Genomic DNA, 19,280 nt, shown 5'->3' with positions numbered 1-19,280 from the left:
CGCGGCTAATTAAAACTGATCCCAACAGTGTTTTGGACTTTTGGCGACATGACTCAGCGATTGGCACATTCCGGTTTCTTGCGGCACTTGCTGGCCTATGCGGCGTCCGAAGTGGCGGCAAAAGCCTCGCGTCTTGTGGTCGTTGTTGTTGTGGCCCGCAGCCTCAGCCCCGAGGCGATCGGTCTGGCTGCTGCTGCCCTCGCCGCAGGGGATATCCTCAAGGCGCTGACCGAGAACGGTGTGGGGCAGAGGATCATCCAAGCCCCGCAGGCCGAGCTGGAACAGCGCTGCAACACCGCGCGTCGTATTTTCTGGGTTTGGTGCGGGGCGCTGTTTTCGCTGCAACTGGCAATAGCTGCGTTCCTCTACGCGATAGGGCACGAGACGCTGGCGCTGCTGCTCGCCATTCTGGCCGGAGAGTACCTGTTAATGCCCGCCGGTCTGGTGCAGGCCGCGCTTGCGATGCGTGAGGGCAAGCTGCAACAGACTGCCGCGGTTGCAGGAGGGCAGGTGGTTGGTGCGAATGTCATGGCGGCGCTACTGGCGCTGCTCTGGGCCTCGCCGCTGGCTTTGGCGCTGCCCCGCTTGCTGGCTGCTCCGATCTGGCTGGTCCTAATGCGCCGCCTCCGCCCTTGGGCGTCGGACACCAAACAAGGATTTGCCGCCCTTCGCCCCTTTGTTGGGTTCGGCTGGGCCGTTCTGGGGGTCGAGATCGTCAAAGTTCTGCGTCTGCAAGCCGACAAGCTTGTCGTCGGCGCGATGCTGGGGGCCGAGAGCCTTGGCATCTACTTCATGGCTTTCAACGCTGGGCTCGGCTTGGCGACATCGTTCACGCAGGCCTTTTCAGTCGTTCTTTTCCCACATCTTTGCGCAGCCCCGGATAAAACCAAGGCGCTGCGTCATGGGCTCGGCACGTCCCTCCTGGTGCTGAGCCCGTTGGTTTTTCTGCAAGCCGCGCTTGCGCCGGTCTATGTGCCGCTGCTGCTGGGGGCCGAGTGGCAACAGATTTCACCGGTGGTTTCGGTCTTGTGCCTTGCCGCATTACCCAGCGTCATCTGGTCCGCCGTGGCCGGCTGGCTACGGTCCGAGAACCGCGCGATTACTGAGCTGCGGGTCAGCGCGGCTTTGGCTTTCGCATTGATCCTCAACACCGCGATCATGGCTCCGTTCGGGCTGATGCCAGTGGCGTTCGGATACCTGCTGACCAGTACTGCCCTGATGTTGACCGCCTCTTGGGTGCTGTTGCCACGGGATCACAAATCAACAGAAAGGTTCGGCTTCCAATGACCCGCTTTACCGTCATCGTGCCGTTTCACACCGATGCGGATACAATTGCCGACACGCTGACCAGCATTCGCACGCAAAGCTTCACGAATTGGGAGGTGATCTGCGTCGGCGACCGTCCCTCAAGCGCGTGCCTGTCCGTCGTGCTAGATCACATCGCGCAAGACCACCGTATCCGGGTCGCCAGCAGCCCCTTCGATGGCCCAAGCGCTGCCCGCAACTATGGGGCCGAACTGGCCAAGGGTGACATACTGGCGTTCTGCGACGCGGATGATCTGTGGCACAAGGACAAGCTGGCGCAACTAGACGAAGCCTTTCAGCCGTCTTTGACAGATGCAGTTTTTGGGCAAATCCGGTTCTTCACCGATCAGCCCGGAGATTCTCAGACACGCTCGACCGTTCCAAGTGCAACGCTGACCATTCAGGACCTGTTGGCCGAGAACCCGGTCTGCACCATGTCCAATCTTTCGATACGTCGTGAAGTCTTCAACGCCGTTGGCGGGTTAGACACGAGAACGGTGCATAACGAAGACTTGGAGCTGTTGATCCGCCTCGCAGGCGAAGGGTTCACCATCGAAGGGGTCAATCAGTTCCAAGTCTGGTATCGCACCAGCGCCCGGGGCTTATCGTCGGATTTGGCCGCAATGCGCGCTGGGCGGGCCTACGCGGTCAAAACAGCCGCATCATATGGCGTGTTCCCGTCGCGGTCATCCGAGGCCATCTATCAGCGCTATCTTGCACGCCGGGCGCTGCGGTTGGGGCATCAGAGTCAGGCCCTGTTCTACACACGCAACGGCTTGAGCCTGCATGCGCGCAGTTTCCTGCTGCCCCTGCGCCGAGGACTGCTTACCGTCGCAGGGGCCGCGCTGGCCCCGATCCTGCCGCAAGCGATCAAACGCGCGTTGTTTTCATGAGAATTCTGAAGGAGATCACCATGCCCACAGCATCCATCGTCGTCCCCGCCTACAACGCCGAAGCAACCTTGGCCGAAACGCTCGCCTCACTGCAGGCGCAAACCTATGACGATTTCGAAATCATCATTGTCGACGATGGATCGCAGGATGCGACCGCCGAGATTGCCCGCGCACACCAAAGCGACCCAAGCGTACGACTGATCCAGCAAGCCAATCGCGGGCTGGCGGGGGCCAGAAATACCGGCATCGCTGCCGCGCGTGGTGCATTCGTCGGCTTTTGCGACGCCGACGATCTGTGGATGCCCGAAAAGCTGGCGGCTCATATTCACCATCTCAAGGCCGAACCGGATGTGGGGGTTAGTTACTCCGGCAGTGCCTTGATCGACGAGGCGGGGTGCGCGATGGGGATCAAACAAGCACCCCGCCTGAAGGATGTGACCGCAGCACATGTTCTGAACCGCAACCCAATCGGCAATGGATCGGCGGCCGTTATTCGAAAGACGGTGCTGGAGGCTCTGGCCTACCGCCCGAGCTTTGAAACCCAGCGGGATTGGGTCTTCGATGAGACATTCCGCCAGTCCGAAGATATCGAATGCTGGATGCGGTTGATGTTGAAGACCGATTGGCAGATCGAAGGTGTTCCGGGGCTGCTAACCCACTACCGGATCAACGCAGGCGGGCTTTCGGCGGCTTTGGATCGCCAGTTGGAGGCGTGGGAGCGGATGGTCGCGAAGCTGCGCCCGCTGAACCCTGAATTCTTTGCCCGGCACGAACCCTCGGCCCGTGCTTATCAGCTGCGCTATCTGGCGCGGCGGGCCATCACCAACCTCGATCAGGACACAGCTTGGGAGTTGTTTGCGCGCAGCGTCCAGGAAAGCCTCCGCCCGGTGCTTGAGGAACCTATGAAATCGTTCAGCACCTTCGCCGCGGCCCTTGTGTTGAAAACGCTTGGACCCGGCCCGATCACCCGGCTGGGACAAATGAAATCCAAACTTCAATCGATCTGAGAGAGGGGTCATCATGGAACAGAAAAAGATCCTACACCTGGTAGACGACACCACAGCGGGTGGCGTGATGCGGATGCTCGACCATCTTTTGGCGCAATCAGATCTGTCCGGCGCGGTCGAGCAAAAGGTGTTGAAAGTCAAACGGACAGCATTTTCTTGGGGCAAACTGAATGCGGATGTCATCGTGTCCCACGTCGTACCAAGCTGGAGAAGCCTACCCGCATTCTCGGCGCTTCGCGCAATGCACCTGGACACTCGACTGGTCCATGTCGAACACAGTTACACCCGGGCATTCACCACCCTTAATGTCCCTTATAAACGTCGGTTTTTTGCGATGCTGCGTGTGATCTATTCCTTCTTTGATCAGGTGGTCGCCGTCAGCCATGCGCAGTCGGACTGGATGAAGGAACGACGCCTTGCTGCTTCGGAAAAACTGGCTGTCATTCCTCCGACCGTTGATCTTGAGCAGTTGTCGAGCAACACGATGCCTCCCAAGTCAAAGACCACAATTGGCGCTATCGGGCGGCTGGAACAGCAGAAAGGGTTCGACATCCTGATCCAGGGTTTTCGGTCAACCCGAACGCCGGAGGCGCGCTTGTTGATCTTTGGTGAAGGCAGTCAGCGTTCATACCTTGAAGCGTTGGCAGAAAGTGACCCGCGCATCGAATTTAGGGGCCACGCCGAGGACCCGGCAGAAGCCTATCAAGCGGTGGATATCGTCGCGATCCCGTCACGGTGGGAGGCCTACGGGTTGGTCCTGGACGAAGCGCTTGCCGCTGGGCGCACGGTTATTGCCAGCAAAGTCGATGGGCTGCGTGATCGGGAAGGCGATGCAAGAGTGTCGTTCTGTAACCTTGATTCTGAGTCTTGGCGACGCGCTATCGACGAGTTTTTGCTTCCCGACCTTGCTGCGACATTCAACTGACTTCAGGCCTGCTATCCGATGTTCATTTTGGGCTCGAGGTTCGCCAAGTTTAGATCGTAGCACCCCCAAACTATTTGCCGAGTATCCGGACCGATCACGTTTCGTTAGAAGGAGTGGCGCCGTATGGCGACGCGGTGGGACATTGTCGCCGCTCTAGTCATCTATTGGCTATGTGTCCCGCGCCCAACATTCACCTCACAGGCCAAGCCCCCTAAGCGCTTCGATGTTCCAAGTTCCAGCGTTCCACCATAGGCGGCCAATAAATCAACGGAAATAGGCAGCCCCAGCCCTGTTCCTTTTACAGAGGTATCGAGGCGACCGCCGGACCGAAGGACCTCAAGCCGGGCCTCCTCTGGGATTCCGGGGCCGTCGTCCTCGACGCGAAGTTCGATGCCGCTATCCGTCCGCCTCGCAGTGATTTGGAATGTCGTCCTGCTCCACTTGAGGGCGTTGTCGAGGAGGTTCCCGATCACTTCCTCGATGTCCTGTGGGTCCATGCGAACTTGAAGACCAGGCTCGCAATTCGAAACAAGCGTCTTCCCTTCGCGTTCGGCCATCACCGAAAACAACCGGGACAGTCGTTCCACCGAATTCGAAAGATCTGTCCTGGAATGCGTTAACTCTCCGGTGTTCGATGCGCGCATACGCGCGAGTGAACGGCTAAGCTGGGCGTCAATCCGGGTTAGCGCCTCTTCCGCAGGCTCTGTCTGAGCACCGGCGTTTGCCAGTTCCGCCAATTCGTTTCGCAAGATGGCCGTTGGTGTCTTGAGCGCATGCGCCAGATCGGCCGCTTGTTTTCGCGAACCTGAGACAATCTCGCGGTTTCGATGCAGCAGTTTGTTGAGATCTTCCACCAGGGGCGAAACCTCTTCCGGATAGTCTTCGGGGGTCAGCTCATCGCCTCGATCCCAGCGATGGGCGACATCAGCGCGCAACTTCCGGAGCGGGCCAACAATGGCGGACATCAACAAAAGAGAACTTGCGACCCCGATCAAACCAACCAATCCGAAAACCGGGAGCAGGTATCTTTGTGCAGCGCTGCGTTCGTTGATCAGTTTGCTCCTGCTTTCGGCGACAGTTACACCCCACTCCGTTCCGTCTTCGAATGTAATCTTTTGATAGACGCTACGAATGGCTTCGCTATCTGGGCCCGAGGTGTTCCAAATGATTGTTTCGTCATTTCCGCGCGGAGGCTCGGCGATCGTTTCATCGAAGAGTGAAGCCGATGTATAGATGGAGCCGGTACTGTCTGTTACTTGCCAATACCGCCCCGAATATGGCGTGCTATAGGCCGGGTCGAATACCAACTGCCGCAGGGTTTCAGGGTCATCCGTGGTGGCGCTGAGGCCAACGACAACCTGCGTGTGCCGGTCTTGTAGCGTTGCGTCGAACTGCTCCAGAACGCGCGTATTGATGTAGGAAAACACCATCAGCGTACCGACGCCTACGGACAACGCTCCCGAAGCGATACCTCCGAGTAAGGCCCGTTGGCGCAACGAGAGCATTAGGCGGAATCAATCATATAGCCGCGACCCCGGACGGTTGTGATCAAATCGGAGCCCAGTTTTTTGCGCAGGCGGGTCACAAATACTGCAATCGTGTTGGAATCTCGGTCGCCGTCATATTCGTAGATGTGTTCAGATAACTCAGTACGCGACACCATCCGACCGATGTTGTGCGCCAGATAGGTCAGAACGGCGATCTCCTGCGCGGTCAAATCGACAGGTATGCCCCCAACGGTGACCCGACCATTCCGCGTATCCAGAGAAACCTCCCCCATTTCTATCACGGGGTTCAGCTGACCGCTTTGCCGTCGCAAGATGGCGCGTACACGTGCCGCCAATTCCGGCATATGGAACGGTTTGGTCATATAGTCATCCGCGCCGGCATCTAGGCCGTTGACGCGTTCGCTCCAGCCATCTCTGGCTGTCAGGATCAAGACCGGCGTCTTGACGCCCGCGCTGCGCCATTCGCGCAGGACCGAAATGCCGTCACGCTCAGGCAGGCCGATGTCGAGGATGATCATGTCGTACGGTTCAGTCGACCCCAGATGCAGGGCATCTGTACCATTGTTGGCCACGTCGACCACGCGACCTTCCGCACCCAATAGCTTTTTGACTTGCTCACAAAGCTGGGGTTCGTCTTCAGCAAGGAGTATTCGCATATCCAGAGACTACAGCTAAATCAGCGCGATCTTAACTCTAATTTTTTCCACCGCCATTGCCGCCCCCGTTGCCACCGCCATTGCCGCCGCCGTTGCCACCGCCATTGCCGCCGCCGTTGCCACCGCCATTGCCGCCGCCGTTGCCGCCGCCATTGCCGCCGCCGTTGCCACCGCCATTGCCGTTTCCATTTCCACCGCCGTTGCCGTTGCCGCCAGCATTGCTTCGGCCCGCACTGTTCCCACGGGTGGCAGAGGCGCTCTGACCGATGTTGCTTTGGGATTTGGTCGAATTGCGTGCGGCTTCGGAAATCTCGCGCCCGGTACTTGAGCGGTTCGAGACGACTGTGCCGGTTTCGGCGTTCACGATCACGCTGACGATCTTTCCGCCCGGCTTTTTGACCAGAATACGATAGTAGATCTTGTCTGTTTTGAATGCGCGCGCATCAACAGGGGTTCCGCCGTATGCTTTCTTCACGCCTTTGATGACACGGTTCAGCCGTATTGCACTGCCTGACAACGTCGCCATGCGCAGTTCAGACTGTTTGAGTTCGCGTGCATCTGCCGCCGCTTGTCCCCCGGACAAGGCGGTTAGCAAAGCTGCAACCACAAAAAACGCTTTGGCCTGCATAACACCCTCAAACACCTTCATTGAAGACTACTAGGCCAGACATGAACCGATGATGAACAAGCAGTTAGCCCTGCGTTCAAGCGACCTCAAGTTAAATCAGTGGCAAGGGCTTTGATTCGACTGCGAGTCATACTGCCGAAACACTGTGGTCAACCTCAGCACGCTGATTGCCGTTGCTGAAGGTTTTGAGGAGATTGAAAATGAAAACCACCAAGTGCGGACTGCTTAAAGCTTCGACGATCGCGATTGCCTTGTTGGGGTCAACGGCCATTGTAGCCACCGTCGCAGCTCCTGATTTTGCTTATGCCAAACCAGGCAACGGTAATGGTGGCGGCAATGGCGGTGGAAACGGCAATGGCAGCGGAAACGGTGGTGGTAACGGCGGCGGCAACGGCAACAGCGGTGGAAATGGCAACGGTAACGGCGGTGGCAATGGAAACAGCGGCGGCAATGGCAACGGCGCCCAGGGAGATCGCGGAGACAACAGCTCGGCTGGAAATGGTAGCCGTGGCAACGGGGCCGACAAAAGCCGTGGCGGCACCAGAGTCGGGATATTCGGACAAGGGAAAACAAAGTCTCAGTCTGCTCGGTCAGGTACGAAAAAAGGCGGAGGGTTCTCTCTGAAAGATCTGTTCAACGGGAATGGCAAAACCCGCCAAACGACAACCGTTCGAACGCAAAAGGCCAAGGTGCAAAAAACGGTTCGTCAGACTGTGATTGTAGAAGAGTCCAAGCGTCCCGTTTCCCGTACCAAAGGTAACCGTATGGCTGCGCTGCTTGGTGCACATCCGTCCGAGTTGGGCGCACTGAACGCGGCCAATGCAAGTCCAACGGCCCTCGCCAATGCTGCGCCCAATTCGCGGGTTGGCCGAATTGCCACGTACCGCGACACTGTGCTGGCCGGAGAACCCTTGCGTGAGGAACTGGAAGAACAGTTGGAGTTCCTTGAGGGGCTGGAAGAACCAGATCGGACAGTTCAAGAAATCGAGGATGACTTGGAAGTCGCATTGGGTGAGGTTCAAACCAACCGGGATACGGTCGCAGATCTTGAACAGGCTTTGGAGGATGCGGGCGGTAGCGATCCGGATATCGAAGCACAGCTAGAAGAGGCCCAAGCTGAATTGGACGCTTCGATTGATGAAGCCCAGACTTTGAATGACGAGAGACAGGCAGCCATTGAATACAATGAAGCCGTTGAAGAGGTGGAAGAGCTGACAGAACTTGTTGAAGAGCAAGACCTGGCAGAACGTGAGGCCCTGGAAGCCGCTGCCAACAAGCCTGTCACCGATGCAGTTGAGGAACAGGTCAAAGCCCTGCTGGGACTGTGACCTGAGGCTTCCCGGCCATCGCCAGCTTCCACTTCAGGATGAACTGAAGGCGGGAGCGCCGGTAAGTCTTTCGGATACTAAGTTGGCAGGTCGACCTAGTCGGCCTGCTAGGCGCAAACTCTTGATGATTGCGATGAGCAACAAGAAAATCCCGCCCCAAGTTGGGGCGGGATTTGTGTTACAATTCCGATGTTTAGGACGATAATCGAGAATTGTCGGGGGGGGTCAGCTGATTTGTCTTCAGACGTTCTGGTGAGCCTCGGATAGCCGCTTGTTTTTTATGATCTCTGTCAGTGCGTTTTCAATAGGAGGGAAGCGACTATTGCTCGAATTCATCGTGGTTTGCAGGCGCTCTTCAGCAGATTCGCTAGAGGTCCGCATCGCAATTTCAGTGCTGCGATCTTCAGTCATAAAGGCAGGCTTGACCATTTTGTTCCCCTTGTTTTCGTCAAACGAAATACGTCTCGTTCGATCCAACTTAGTCAGTATGCCTAAAGTTGTTTGAACCCACTGCGAATACACTGTTCACGTTCGGTTAATGTTGTTTACGAAATAAGAACAAACGATTTGTCCGGTCGTGCGCCTCTTCAATTACCCCATTCCAACTTGACGGTTTGAAAGGTCGTTAGCTGAGGCTGTCGTGCCAACGAACCATCGCGTCATAGTGGGAGACTTCAGCGGTAAGCCAGTCTCCGCCTATGCATTGGCCAAATCCCGACGGGGACCATAAATGGAAGACGCAGTTAAAGGAGGCAAAAGGATGAAAACGGCTTTAGCAATCACAGCAACCGTGTTCGCAATGCAAACCGGGCCGGTTGCGAGTGCGAGTTTTGACATCCAGTCTCTTGATCTGAGACAGACCGTTGCGTCGCACAATGCTATGCAGCCCGTTTTAGTGAAATCAAAAGCAGGACATTGCCCATCGGGCTTGGCCAAAAAAGCAGTTCCGTGCGTGCCCCCAGGCCAAGTCAAACGATACCGGGCGGGGGATTACATCTACGATGGCTATGTGCGCATCAACGATCCCTACAGATATGGTCTGAAAAGAAACGGATACTATGTGCGGGCCGGAAACTATGTCTACGAGGTAGATCGACGGACGAACGAAGTTCTGAACCTGATCGGTGCAATAGCGGATATTCTCAACTGACTGCCATATGGCTTGCAAATAAAACTCGGGAGAATTGGCTGATCCGTTTTCCGTCACGTGCGGCCTTTTCCTGCCATGGGCCAACAACCTCAATTGCTACAATGCGACCCGCCAAAACTGACATTCGTTACACCCGCAAGATTGTGGAGTAAGTTAGGTTGCGGACGCGGGCTAAGCCGTCCTTCCATGTCTGGTAATGAGCGATTTTGTCGCGCTTTATTGCCAGCGATAAAACTGAGGAAAAGCGCAAAAGCGGGCACTACTTGTAGTCGCCGACCTGCAGGCAAAGATGTCGCGATCGCTCTGCAAAATCAGCACTTTTTCTGATCCGTTGCATCCTATGACGCGTATGCACTCAAGGAATGGCTTGGGTGAGGTGTACGGATTTGCAAGTCGTCTGGTTCAAGCGAGATCTCCGTGTTTTGGATCATGCGGCCTTGGCTCAGGCAGCCAAGGTTGGTCCCGTGCTGCCGTTGTATGTTGTTGAACCTGAACTATGGCTACAGCCCGATGCCTCAGAACGACAATGGAGCTTTGTTTCTGAGACACTTGCGGAATTGCGTGAGGCAACTGCTCAGTTGGGACAGCCACTGGTCGTTCGTATCGGAACAGTGATTGAGACACTTACGGAACTGAAAAAACAGGGATTTCTGGAAGCCTTATGGTCACACGAGGAGACGGGCAACGATTGGACCTATCGCAGGGATCAAGATGTCGCTGCCTGGTGTCGCGACGCGGGTGTCCCTTGGCATGAGATTCAGAACCACGGTGTTATTCGCCGACTGAAGTCACGAGACGGCTGGGCGAACCATTGGGACGCGCAGATGTCGCAACCTACAGAAAAGGCACCGCAGCTTGCGCCATTGCCCATAGAGCTTGGCGCGCTCCCAAGCAGCAAAGATCTTGGCCTTGCAGGGGCCGTATGTACGGGTCGGCAGAAAGGTGGGCGTCAAGTGGGGCTGGGGCTTTTGAACAGCTTTCTGAACAAAAGGAGCATTGACTACCAACGTGCAATGTCCAGCCCCTTGAGGGGTGCGACGGCATGTTCGCGGCTGTCTCCCTATATTGCGTGGGGCGCGATCTCTGTTCGCGAAATTGCGCAACAGACGGAAAATGCGCGGCGCACGCTTCCCGTGGGCGCAGGGAAATGGCAGAAATCGATGCGATCCTTTTCAGCGCGTTTGCACTGGCATTGCCATTTCATTCAAAAGTTGGAGGACGAACCACAAATAGAGTTCGAAAATCTTCACCCGCTTTATGATGGCTTGCGCCCCAAGGAACCGGATGCGGCGCTTCTACAAGCTTGGTCAACAGGTGAGACAGGGTATCCTTTCTTGGACGCCTGCATGCGATCTCTGCGGGCAACGGGTTGGTTGAATTTCCGCATGCGGGCAATGGTGATGGCAGTCGCAAGCTATCATTTGTGGCTCCATTGGCGCTCGCCGGGCCTGCATCTGGCCAGGATGTTCACCGACTATGAGCCAGGCATCCATTGGAGTCAGGTCCAGATGCAATCTGGCACAACCGGCATCAACACCATCCGTATTTACAACCCCGTCAAACAAGGTCTGGATCAGGATCCGAACGGCATATTCATTCGTCGGTGGGTGCCGGAACTGGCAGAAATACCGGATGCACATCTGCATGACCCATGGAACGCGGACAATGCAGACGCGGTGCTTGACCGAGAATACCCTATGCGCGTGTTTGACCATCTGGCGGCGGCAAAGACTGCGCGTGAAAAGATGTGGGCGGTAAGGCGCGGGCCGGACTTTCGCGATCGAGCGCACGCAATCGCCACCAAACACGCAAGCCGAAAGGCTGAACGTTCTCGTAAAAGAAAAGCCAGAACACCGCGGAGTGCGGCTCAACTTGACCTACCGTTCGGAGACCTCACGTGAAAATGCGCATGAAGGCGGATTTGCCGCAAAAGATCTGTCCAGTCTGCCAACGTCCCTTCGTGTGGCGTAAGAAGTGGGAGAAGGTCTGGGATGACGTCAAATACTGCTCGAAGCGCTGCAAGGCTGCCACATGACCTTGGAATTTCGTGTGGTGGATAACGCTTTTGCACAGCTGAGGTTCGAACCGACGCGCGCCGCAGGATTGAGGCGTTTGGAGCAATTCGTGCCACGCGCTGGACGCGACTATGCGCAAAGCCGAAATTATGACTTTGGCCCCGACCGACGAGGCAATGTATCTACTCTCTCACCCTGGATGCGGCACCGCTTGCTAACTGAGGAAGAGGTTCTGTCATGCGTTCTGTCCGCTCATGGCGAAAAGGTTGTCGACAAGTTCATTCAAGAAGTGTTGTGGCGCACGTATTTCAAAGGTTGGTTGGAGCAACGGCCAAGTGTTTGGTTTAGCTACCAAAGAAACTTGGTGGCGCAATTGGAGCGTTTGGAGGGCGATACATCGTTGAATGCGGCGTATCGTGATGCTGTGTCAGGCCGTACAGGTATCGCGTGTTTTGATCACTGGATGCGCGAATTAAGCGCAACGGGGTATCTTCATAACCACGTGAGGATGTGGGTGGCCTCAATTTGGATTTTCACGCTCAGACTCCCTTGGGAACTGGGCGCAGACGTCTTCATGCGTCACCTTGTCGACGGAGATCCGGCGTCAAATACCCTAAGTTGGCGTTGGGTGGCGGGTCTCCACACAAAGGGAAAAACCTATCTCGCGCGCACCGACAATATCGCGAAATACACCGATGGGCGGTTTCAGCCCCAAGGCTTGGCCAACGTCGCTGAGTCACTGGTTGAAGCAACAGATCATCCGCGCTTCGAAATCCGCCCTCAGTCAGAAAAACCCCTCTCGAAGCCGTATCTACTCCTCGTGACAGAGGAAGACATGTCCGCAGCAGATATCACATCACTTCGCCCCGCAGGTGTGGTCGGTCTGCTGGCCACAGATGGTCGTTCGCCTGTTCAGGTCGGTGATCTGCCATTAGCTTTTGTCAAACACGCAATGAACAGCGCACTTTCGCCGCATGGAGAGATTGGACAAGCCAAGGACGATTGGTCCGAGCCCCTGATCAAGGCGGCCCAAACAAACAAAGTTGATACGATTGTCACCCCCTATTGTCCTATCGGTCCGACACGGGTGCGCTTGGACCGTGCCGAACCAAAGCTGAACGAGGCCGGTATTTATCTGCATCGTATCTGGCGCCCTTACGATGCGCACGCGTGGCCACACGCCAAAGCAGGGTTCTTTGGCTTCAAGAAGAAGATCCCGTCCATATTGCAGGCCCTGAATCTGACCTGCTAGCCGTGTAAACAAATCCGGGAAAACGCCGTGACATACGCCGCAATTGTGCTTCCAAATCAAATTTTTGCAGAACACCCCGCATTTGATATGCCGCTGCAAAAGGTGATCTTGTTTGAAGATCCGTTGTTCTTCGGAGACCCACAGTATCCCGCCAAAATGCATAAGCAGAAGCTATGGCTCCATAGGGCGAGCATGGCCAGGTATCGCCAAGAGCTCGAGATCAAGGGCTTTGATGTTGACCTCTTTGAGTATGAGCGCTCTACCAAAGCTTGCCTGCATTTGTTCGAACGGCTTTCTCTGGATCAGATTTCTCGGGTCGTGATGGCTGATCCCGTCGATTCAGTCGTTGAAAAGCGTTTGAGTGAGGCATCGCAAGCAACAGGAATTGCGATCGAATTCCTTCCTTCGCCCGGCTTTCTGAACACACGTGCCAGCAATCAGGCCTGGTCTGCCGGACGCAAACGTTGGTTTATGGCGGAATATTACAAAAGCCAGCGACGCCGATTGAACATCTTGCTTGAGAACGATCAGCCATTGGGTGGCCAGTGGAGTTTTGACGAAGACAACCGCAAAAAGGTTCCAAAAGCCCTGCTACAAAGCTTGCCTTGGATCGACTGGCCGCAGCACGACAGTGTGGACCAAGCGGCGAAAGACAATGTTCTGTCTGAATTTCCCGACGCGCGAGGAGATATCGATACCCTTTATTATCCAACTTCGCACGCTGCTGCACTGGCGTGGCTGCACCAGTTTTTGGAACGGCGTTTCGACCAGTTTGGTGACTTTGAGGATGCGATTGTTGAGGGCGAAAGCTGGCTTTGGCATGCTGTCCTTACGCCTGCATTGAACATTGGCTTGATCACGCCACAGCAAGTCATTGACGCAACTCTGGACCATGCCCAGCGTAAGAATACGCCCCTCAACTCTGTAGAGGGGTTTATCCGTCAGATCATAGGGTGGAGAGAGTTCATGCGCGCCACCTATGAGGACTTGGGCGTACGTATGCGTACAACCAATCATTGGCGTCACAACCGACCAATGCCTTCCTCTTTCTATGACGGCACAACTGGGATAAATCCGATTGACGACACGATCAGGCGAATCCTGCAGACCGGCTACTGTCACCACATCGAAAGGCTGATGGTTCTCGGCGGGTTTATGTTCTTGTGTGAAATCAAACCAGACGACGTCTACCTGTGGTTCATGGAAATGTTCGTAGACAGCTACGATTGGGTCATGGTTCCAAATGTTTATGCAATGAGCCAAAACGCGGATGGGGGGCTGATCACGACCAAGCCTTATTTTTCCGGATCAAACTACATTCGGAAGATGAGCCATTGGGGCAAAGGCGAATGGGCCGAGATTTGGGACGGCTTGTATTGGCGCTTCATTTTCAAATACAAAGATACGCTTTCAAAAAATCCGCGTTGGGCCATGATGTGCCGTACAGGCGATAGGATGTCGCTGGACACAAAAGAAAAACATCTGGAAAAGGCCAACTCATTTCTAACCGAATTGAACTGAGTGCAACTACGGTTCCGCTCAATGAGGGTTAGGGAAGTTTACGCCCATTTCGCGGCGCGACTAGTGTCGCTTTGCCTATGAGGTGGCATAGTCGGCTACCGCTGCCCGGCAACCATCTTGCCAGATTGTGGTCAGCCAAGCGTTGAAAGCTTCGGCAAACTGCGCGTTGCCAGCTAGCTCACCATAGTACTGGCGTTGCTCGATCCACATTTTTGGGTCGGCCTCGGAGGCCCGAGCGGTGTTCTGCAATTGCTCCCATTGGGGGTCGTTTGGCGCAATTTCCGAGCCGTCTTCGCGAACGCCTGCGCACATCCGGCACCAGAAGGCTTCGGCCAGTGCCAAACCAGTCAGAGAACGGCCGGAAGCAATGGCATCGCGCAACGAAGGCAGCAAGAACCCGGGATGTCGTGAAGACCCGTCAAATGCCACGCGACGTGTCGTGTCGCGGATGGTGCTGTTTGCAAATCGCTTTTCAACCAATCCAAGATATTCAGTTGGCGTGGTGCCGGGAACGGCTTCGACATAGGGCAAGATCTCTTCTGTCTGAACCTTCTTGAAAAACGCTACGATGTCCGGATCCTGCATGCAGTCTGAAATCGTCGGTACGTTCAGAATTTCCCCAATATTGGCAAGCAGCTGATGACCTCCGTTCAGGATGCGCAGCTTCATCATTTCATATCCGTGAACATCGTGGGTCATCGTGACCCCAGCCTGTTCGAGGGGCGGCCGTCCGGCACAGAAGTCATCCTCGACGACCCATTGCCGAAAATTCTCATGCGAGACCGGAGCGCGATCGTCAATTCCAAGCGCCCTGCATTGAGAAACGACTTGCTCGGTCGTCGCGGGTACGATGCAATCCACCATCGAGTTCGGGAATGCGCCCTCTTGGGCGATCCAGTCGGCCAGTTCCGCGTCGACCAAACGTGCCAAACTAACAATGCAGGTTTTTAGTATTGCGCCGTTGCCCTGAAGATTGTCGCAGCTCAGCGCGGTAAACGGTTCCAAACCATTCTCACGCCTTTGCCTGTATGCCTCGACCATCGCACCGAATACTGTGCGTGGCTGGTGCGGGTTCTCGGCGTCGTGCTGTATGTCTTCATGATCCAAGTTGAACATGCCGGTGTTGGCATCCAGAAAATAGCCGCCCTCGGTTACAGTCAGGGACACAATTCGGATAGATGGATCAGCCATCCGGCGGATGAGTGCTGCGTTACCTGCCTCAATCGGCAGATAGTCGATCATCGGGCCTATGACCTCTGCGGATATTCCTTGTGGATCCAACTCGATCAACGTGGTCAGGCAATCCTGCGCCAACAGCCTCTCACGCATCTCGGCGTCATAGCTGCGCACTCCGGCTCCGATAATACCCCAATCGTAGGCTTGGCCCTGCTGCAAGAGCTGATGAATGTACCAAGCCTGGTGGGCGCGGTGGAAATTTCCAAGACCGATATGAACAATGCCCTGCGTCAGCTCCGAACGCTGATAGTTAGGGGTGCCGACAGTCGCTGGGAGGTCTGCAAGCCTGTCTTGCCGCAGCTGGATCAGAGGGTTTGAGTGTGCCACAGGGTTCATCAGCTCATCCAATTTCCACCGTCGACATTGTAGGTTTGTGCAACGATGTATTTTGCCTCGTCCGAGGCGAGAAACACTGCCATCCCCGTCAGGTCTTCGGCCCGGCCCATGCGGCCATAGGGAACGGCAGCGGCCACTTCGCGTTTCTTCTGTCCCGGCAGTTTACCTTCGTGTTTGGCAAAGAACGCATCGACGCCGTCCCAATGTTCGCCGTCCACCACACCTGGCGCGATCGCGTTCACGTTGATCCCGTGCGCGATCAGGTTCAGGCCCGCAGATTGGGTCAGGGAAATGATCGCGGCCTTGCTGGCACAATAGACGGCGACCAGCGGTTCACCGCGCCGCCCGGCTTGCGACGCCATGTTAATGATCCGGCCTTTGGTGCCATGTGCGATCATATGGCGCGCAACGGCCTGCATGGTGAACAAGGCCCCGGCGACGTTGATGTCAAAAACGCGCTCGTAGTCGGCGCGCTCAATCTCGACAATCGGGGCGGCGGTGAAGATTGCCGCGTTGTTGATCAGGATGTCGATCGGGCCGAAATGCGATGCCGTGCGGGTGATGGCGTCGTCGATACTCTGCTGTTTTGTCACGTTCATTTCGACGGCCATGGCGGACGCGCCGATTTCGGCTGCGGCCTGTTGGGCGCGTTCGATGTCTATATCCGCGATGGCAACACGCGCGCCTTCCGCAACATAGGATTTGGCAAAGGCCAGCCCGATGCCGCGCGCGGCACCGGTGATCAGAGCGATTTTGCCGTTCAGACGGGTCATTCGATCCGCAGTCCTTTTTCGTCGAAGCGGTGGATGACGTCGGCCCGTGGCGTCAGGTGAATACGATCCCCGTGACGGAACCCAACCTCGCCATCGGCGCGAACCGTGATCGTCTCGGCCAGTCCGGTGTCGTGGACATGGAAGAAGGTGTCCGAGCCCAGATGTTCCGAGACACTGACAACCCCGGACCACTCGCCCTCGGTTTCCGAAACAGCGATATGTTCCGGGCGGATGCCGATGGTTTTCGCGCCATGTTTTGCGGCCTCTTCACCCTCGATGAAATTCATCTTGGGGGAGCCGATGAATCCCGCAACAAACAGGTTGCGAGGTGTGCGATACAGCTCCAGCGGGCTGCCGACCTGTTCGATCACTCCAGCCTGAAGGACGACGATCTTGTCGGCCATGGTCATGGCTTCGACCTGATCGTGGGTCACGTAGATCATCGTGGTCGCCAGGCGTTCGTGCAGCTCGCTGATCTCTAACCGCATGCCAACGCGTAGTGCCGCGTCGAGGTTTGACAGCGGCTCATCAAACAGGAACGCTGCCGGTTCGCGGACAATTGCGCGGCCAATGGCAACGCGCTGGCGTTGTCCACCCGATAGCTGGCCGGGGCGGCGGTCCAGATAGTCGGTCAGGTTTAGAACGCCGGCGGCACCTTCGACCCGCTTGTCGATCTCGGCCTGATCCAGCTTCGCCATCCGAAGGGGAAAGGCGATGTTTTTGCGCACGGTCATATGGGGGTAGAGCGCATAGGACTGGAAAACCATCGCCAGCCCTCGTTTGGCGGGTGGCACATCGGTGGCGTCCGCCCCGTCAATGTCGATGGAGCCCGAGGTGATATCCTCCAACCCCGCGATAAGACGCAACAGGGTGGACTTACCGCAGCCCGAGGGGCCGACGAAGACGGTGAACTCGCCATCTTCAATGGTCAGGTCAAGCGGTGGAATGACCTGCACGTCGCCGAAGCTTTTGGTCACGGACTTGAGTTGAATACGTCCCATGTGTCGTGTTCCTTATTTCACAGCGCCGAAGGTCAGGCCGCGGACAAGTTGTTTCTGGCTGAACCAGCCAAGGATTAGGATTGGCGCAATCGCCATGGTCGAGGCCGCGCTGAGCTTGGCAAAGAACAGACCTTCTGGGCTGGAATAGCTGGCGATGAACGCCGTTAGCGGAGCAGCGTCGACAGCGGTTAGGTTGAGGGTCCAGAACGCCTCGTTCCACGCCAAGATGAAGTTCAACAAAACGGTCGAGGCGATACCGGGGATGGCCATGGGGGTGAGGACGTAGAGGATTTCCTCTTTCAACGTTGCCCCGTCCATCCGTGCGGCTTCCAGGATCTCACCGGGAATTTCGCGGAAATAGGTGTAGAGCATCCAGACAATGATCGGCAGGTTGATGAGCATCAGCACGACGACCAGTCCTCCGCGCGTATCCAGAAGACCCAACCTAATGAACAGCAGGTAGATCGGGTAGAGAACGCCGACCGCAGGCAGCATCTTGGTGGACAGCATCCAAAGCAGAATGTCCTTGGTGCGCTTGGACGGAACGAATGCCATCGCCCATGCAGCGGGGACGGCGATGATGACGCCCAGAATGGTCGAGCCCCCGGCTATGATGACCGAATTCCACAGGAACCGCATGTAGTCCGAGCGTTCCTGCACGATGGCGTAGTTTTCCAACGTCCAGTTGAAGTTCAGGAACAGCGGCGGGCTGGCGATCGCCTGCGCCTCGGTCTTGAAGCTGGTCAGGATGGTCCAGAGGATCGGGAAAAAGATCAGCAAACCAACGGCCCAGGCGAGGGCGGTATTCAGCGATTTGCGGCGGGTTGTGACAGCGCGGGCCATGGTCCTACCTCCTCACGCGTCCAGGTTCTTGCCGACGATGCGCATCAGGAAGATCGCAACAATGTTGGCTAGGATGATTGCGTAGACACCTCCGGCTGATCCGAGGCCAACATTCTGGCTCTCCAGCACACGCTGGAAGATCAGGTAGGTGAGTGTACGGGTGCCGAATGCGCCGCCGGTGGTCACGAAAATCTCGGCGAAGATCGACAAAAGAAAGATTGTCTGGATCAGGATCACGATGGTGATCGCGCGGCTCAGATGCGGCAGGATGATGTGGTAGAAGCGCTTTAGGACTGGCGCGCCGTCCATCTCGGCGGCTTCCAACTGCTCACTATCCAGCGACTGGATTGCTGTCAGCAGGATGAGCGTCGCAAAGGGCAGCCACTGCCATGAGACGATCATGATGATCGAGGTCATAGACGCCTCGGACAGCCACGAGATCGGCTCGGCCCCGAAAAAGCGCCACAGATGGGCCAACAGGCCGTTTACCGGATCCATAAACATGTTCTTCCAGACCAGCGCAGACACGGTGGGCATGACGAAGAAGGGCGCGATCACGAGGATGCGGACAACCCCTTGGCCCCACATCGGTTGGTCCAGAAGCATCGCCAGAAGGATGCCCAGGATAACGGTGATGACCAGAACCCCACCGACGATCACAAGCGTTGCCTGAACCGCGGGCCAGAAGGAGCTGGACGATACGAACCGGACGTAGTTGTCGAAGCCGACCCAGCCCAGATCACCGCCACGCAGGGGAAGATATTTCTTGAAAGAAAAATACAGCGTCATCGTCAGGGGCACGAGCATCCAGCCAAGTAGCAGGACCACTGCGGGTGCCATCATCAGGCGCGCGACGGATCGGGAATGTTGAGTAGCCATTACGCAAACCCTCTCTGTTCAGGC

Annotated in this window: 19 protein-coding genes; 10 read left to right on the top strand and 9 right to left on the bottom strand. The window is 56.4% G+C overall.

Annotated elements, in window-relative coordinates; translation table 11 throughout:
- The first annotated feature begins 48 nt into the window (after window positions 1–48).
- Genes ACP15L_RS07285 through ACP15L_RS07270 form a run of 4 tightly spaced genes read left to right on the top strand, consistent with a single transcriptional unit; the run spans window position 49 to window position 4,130 of the window.
- On the top strand, window positions 49–1,287 hold the full coding sequence (locus tag ACP15L_RS07285; protein WP_425083667.1) for an oligosaccharide flippase family protein: 1,239 nt from the start codon (window positions 49–51) through the stop codon (window positions 1,285–1,287).
- Window positions 1,284–2,198: a glycosyltransferase family 2 protein gene (locus ACP15L_RS07280; RefSeq protein ID WP_170471327.1), complete on the top strand. Its 915-nt coding sequence runs from the start codon at window positions 1,284–1,286 to the stop codon at window positions 2,196–2,198. The genes ACP15L_RS07285 and ACP15L_RS07280 overlap by 4 nt, the downstream gene beginning before the upstream one ends.
- Window positions 2,199–2,218: 20 nt before the next feature.
- Window positions 2,219–3,205, top strand: a complete 987-nt coding sequence (locus tag ACP15L_RS07275) for a glycosyltransferase family 2 protein (protein WP_425083666.1) — start codon at window positions 2,219–2,221, stop codon at window positions 3,203–3,205.
- 13 nt (window positions 3,206–3,218) lie between these two features.
- Window positions 3,219–4,130, top strand: a complete 912-nt coding sequence (locus ACP15L_RS07270; RefSeq protein WP_425083665.1) for a glycosyltransferase family 4 protein — start codon at window positions 3,219–3,221, stop codon at window positions 4,128–4,130.
- A gap of 161 nt (window positions 4,131–4,291) precedes the next feature.
- Here ACP15L_RS07270 and ACP15L_RS07265 read toward each other — a convergent pair whose 3' ends face one another.
- The 3 genes from ACP15L_RS07265 to ACP15L_RS07255 are packed head-to-tail and all read right to left on the bottom strand — an operon-like array spanning window position 4,292 to window position 6,943.
- Window positions 4,292–5,584 carry an ATP-binding protein gene (locus ACP15L_RS07265; RefSeq protein WP_425083664.1) on the bottom strand — a complete coding sequence of 431 codons (1,293 nt, stop codon included), beginning with the start codon at window positions 5,582–5,584 and terminating at the stop codon, window positions 4,292–4,294.
- A 50-nt stretch (window positions 5,585–5,634) separates the two neighbouring features.
- A complete protein-coding gene (locus ACP15L_RS07260; protein ID WP_425083663.1) occupies window positions 5,635–6,294 on the bottom strand; it encodes a response regulator transcription factor in 660 nt (219 codons plus the stop codon).
- A 37-nt stretch (window positions 6,295–6,331) separates the two neighbouring features.
- Window positions 6,332–6,943, bottom strand: a complete 612-nt coding sequence (locus ACP15L_RS07255) for a PepSY domain-containing protein (protein ID WP_425083662.1) — start codon at window positions 6,941–6,943, stop codon at window positions 6,332–6,334.
- 179 nt (window positions 6,944–7,122) lie between these two features.
- Between ACP15L_RS07255 and ACP15L_RS07250 the strand changes: the two genes are divergently transcribed.
- Complete coding sequence (locus ACP15L_RS07250; RefSeq protein WP_425083661.1) at window positions 7,123–8,250, top strand: hypothetical protein; 1,128 nt, start codon at window positions 7,123–7,125, stop codon at window positions 8,248–8,250.
- 240 nt (window positions 8,251–8,490) lie between these two features.
- Here the strand turns inward: ACP15L_RS07250 and ACP15L_RS07245 are convergent, their stop codons facing one another.
- On the bottom strand, window positions 8,491–8,679 hold the full coding sequence (locus tag ACP15L_RS07245; protein WP_170375770.1) for a hypothetical protein: 189 nt from the start codon (window positions 8,677–8,679) through the stop codon (window positions 8,491–8,493).
- 301 nt (window positions 8,680–8,980) lie between these two features.
- On the opposite strand from ACP15L_RS07245, the gene ACP15L_RS07240 reads away from it, so the two are divergent.
- The 5 genes from ACP15L_RS07240 to ACP15L_RS07220 all read left to right on the top strand — a co-directional run bounded on the left by ACP15L_RS07240 (window position 8,981) and on the right by ACP15L_RS07220 (window position 14,188).
- Window positions 8,981–9,400, top strand: coding sequence for a hypothetical protein (locus ACP15L_RS07240; RefSeq protein WP_425083660.1), 420 nt, complete (start codon window positions 8,981–8,983; stop codon window positions 9,398–9,400).
- A 362-nt stretch (window positions 9,401–9,762) separates the two neighbouring features.
- Window positions 9,763–11,301, top strand: a complete 1,539-nt coding sequence (locus ACP15L_RS07235) for an FAD-binding domain-containing protein (protein WP_425083659.1) — start codon at window positions 9,763–9,765, stop codon at window positions 11,299–11,301.
- A gap of 2 nt (window positions 11,302–11,303) precedes the next feature.
- On the top strand, window positions 11,304–11,435 hold the full coding sequence (locus ACP15L_RS07230; RefSeq protein ID WP_425083768.1) for a DUF2256 domain-containing protein: 132 nt from the start codon (window positions 11,304–11,306) through the stop codon (window positions 11,433–11,435).
- Window positions 11,432–12,667: an FAD-binding domain-containing protein gene (locus tag ACP15L_RS07225; protein WP_425083658.1), complete on the top strand. Its 1,236-nt coding sequence runs from the start codon at window positions 11,432–11,434 to the stop codon at window positions 12,665–12,667. The genes ACP15L_RS07230 and ACP15L_RS07225 overlap by 4 nt, the downstream gene beginning before the upstream one ends.
- 27 nt (window positions 12,668–12,694) lie before the next feature.
- A complete protein-coding gene (locus ACP15L_RS07220; protein ID WP_425083657.1) occupies window positions 12,695–14,188 on the top strand; it encodes a cryptochrome/photolyase family protein in 1,494 nt (497 codons plus the stop codon).
- Window positions 14,189–14,263: 75 nt separating this feature from the next.
- Here the strand turns inward: ACP15L_RS07220 and ACP15L_RS07215 are convergent, their stop codons facing one another.
- From ACP15L_RS07215 to ACP15L_RS07195, 5 genes are read right to left on the bottom strand one after another with little or no spacing between them, the layout of a single operon-like run.
- On the bottom strand, window positions 14,264–15,760 hold the full coding sequence (locus ACP15L_RS07215) for a mannitol dehydrogenase family protein (RefSeq protein WP_425083656.1): 1,497 nt from the start codon (window positions 15,758–15,760) through the stop codon (window positions 14,264–14,266).
- Window positions 15,760–16,533, bottom strand: a complete 774-nt coding sequence (locus ACP15L_RS07210) for an L-iditol 2-dehydrogenase (protein ID WP_425083655.1) — start codon at window positions 16,531–16,533, stop codon at window positions 15,760–15,762. The genes ACP15L_RS07215 and ACP15L_RS07210 overlap by 1 nt, the downstream gene beginning before the upstream one ends.
- Window positions 16,530–17,534: an ABC transporter ATP-binding protein gene (locus ACP15L_RS07205; RefSeq protein ID WP_170642572.1), complete on the bottom strand. Its 1,005-nt coding sequence runs from the start codon at window positions 17,532–17,534 to the stop codon at window positions 16,530–16,532. Before ACP15L_RS07205 ends, ACP15L_RS07210 begins: the two co-directional genes overlap by 4 nt.
- 12 nt (window positions 17,535–17,546) lie before the next feature.
- Complete coding sequence (locus tag ACP15L_RS07200) at window positions 17,547–18,377, bottom strand: carbohydrate ABC transporter permease (RefSeq protein WP_068333782.1); 831 nt, start codon at window positions 18,375–18,377, stop codon at window positions 17,547–17,549.
- Window positions 18,378–18,389: 12 nt separating this feature from the next.
- Entirely contained in the window at window positions 18,390–19,256 is an 867-nt protein-coding gene (locus ACP15L_RS07195; RefSeq protein WP_170375757.1) for a carbohydrate ABC transporter permease, read from the bottom strand.
- Window positions 19,257–19,280: the final 24 nt, after the last annotated feature.

The organism is Ruegeria profundi, from assembly GCF_049800715.1.
Lineage (GTDB): Bacteria > Pseudomonadota > Alphaproteobacteria > Rhodobacterales > Rhodobacteraceae > Ruegeria > Ruegeria profundi_A.
This window is presented reverse-complemented; position numbering and strand designations above follow the sequence as displayed.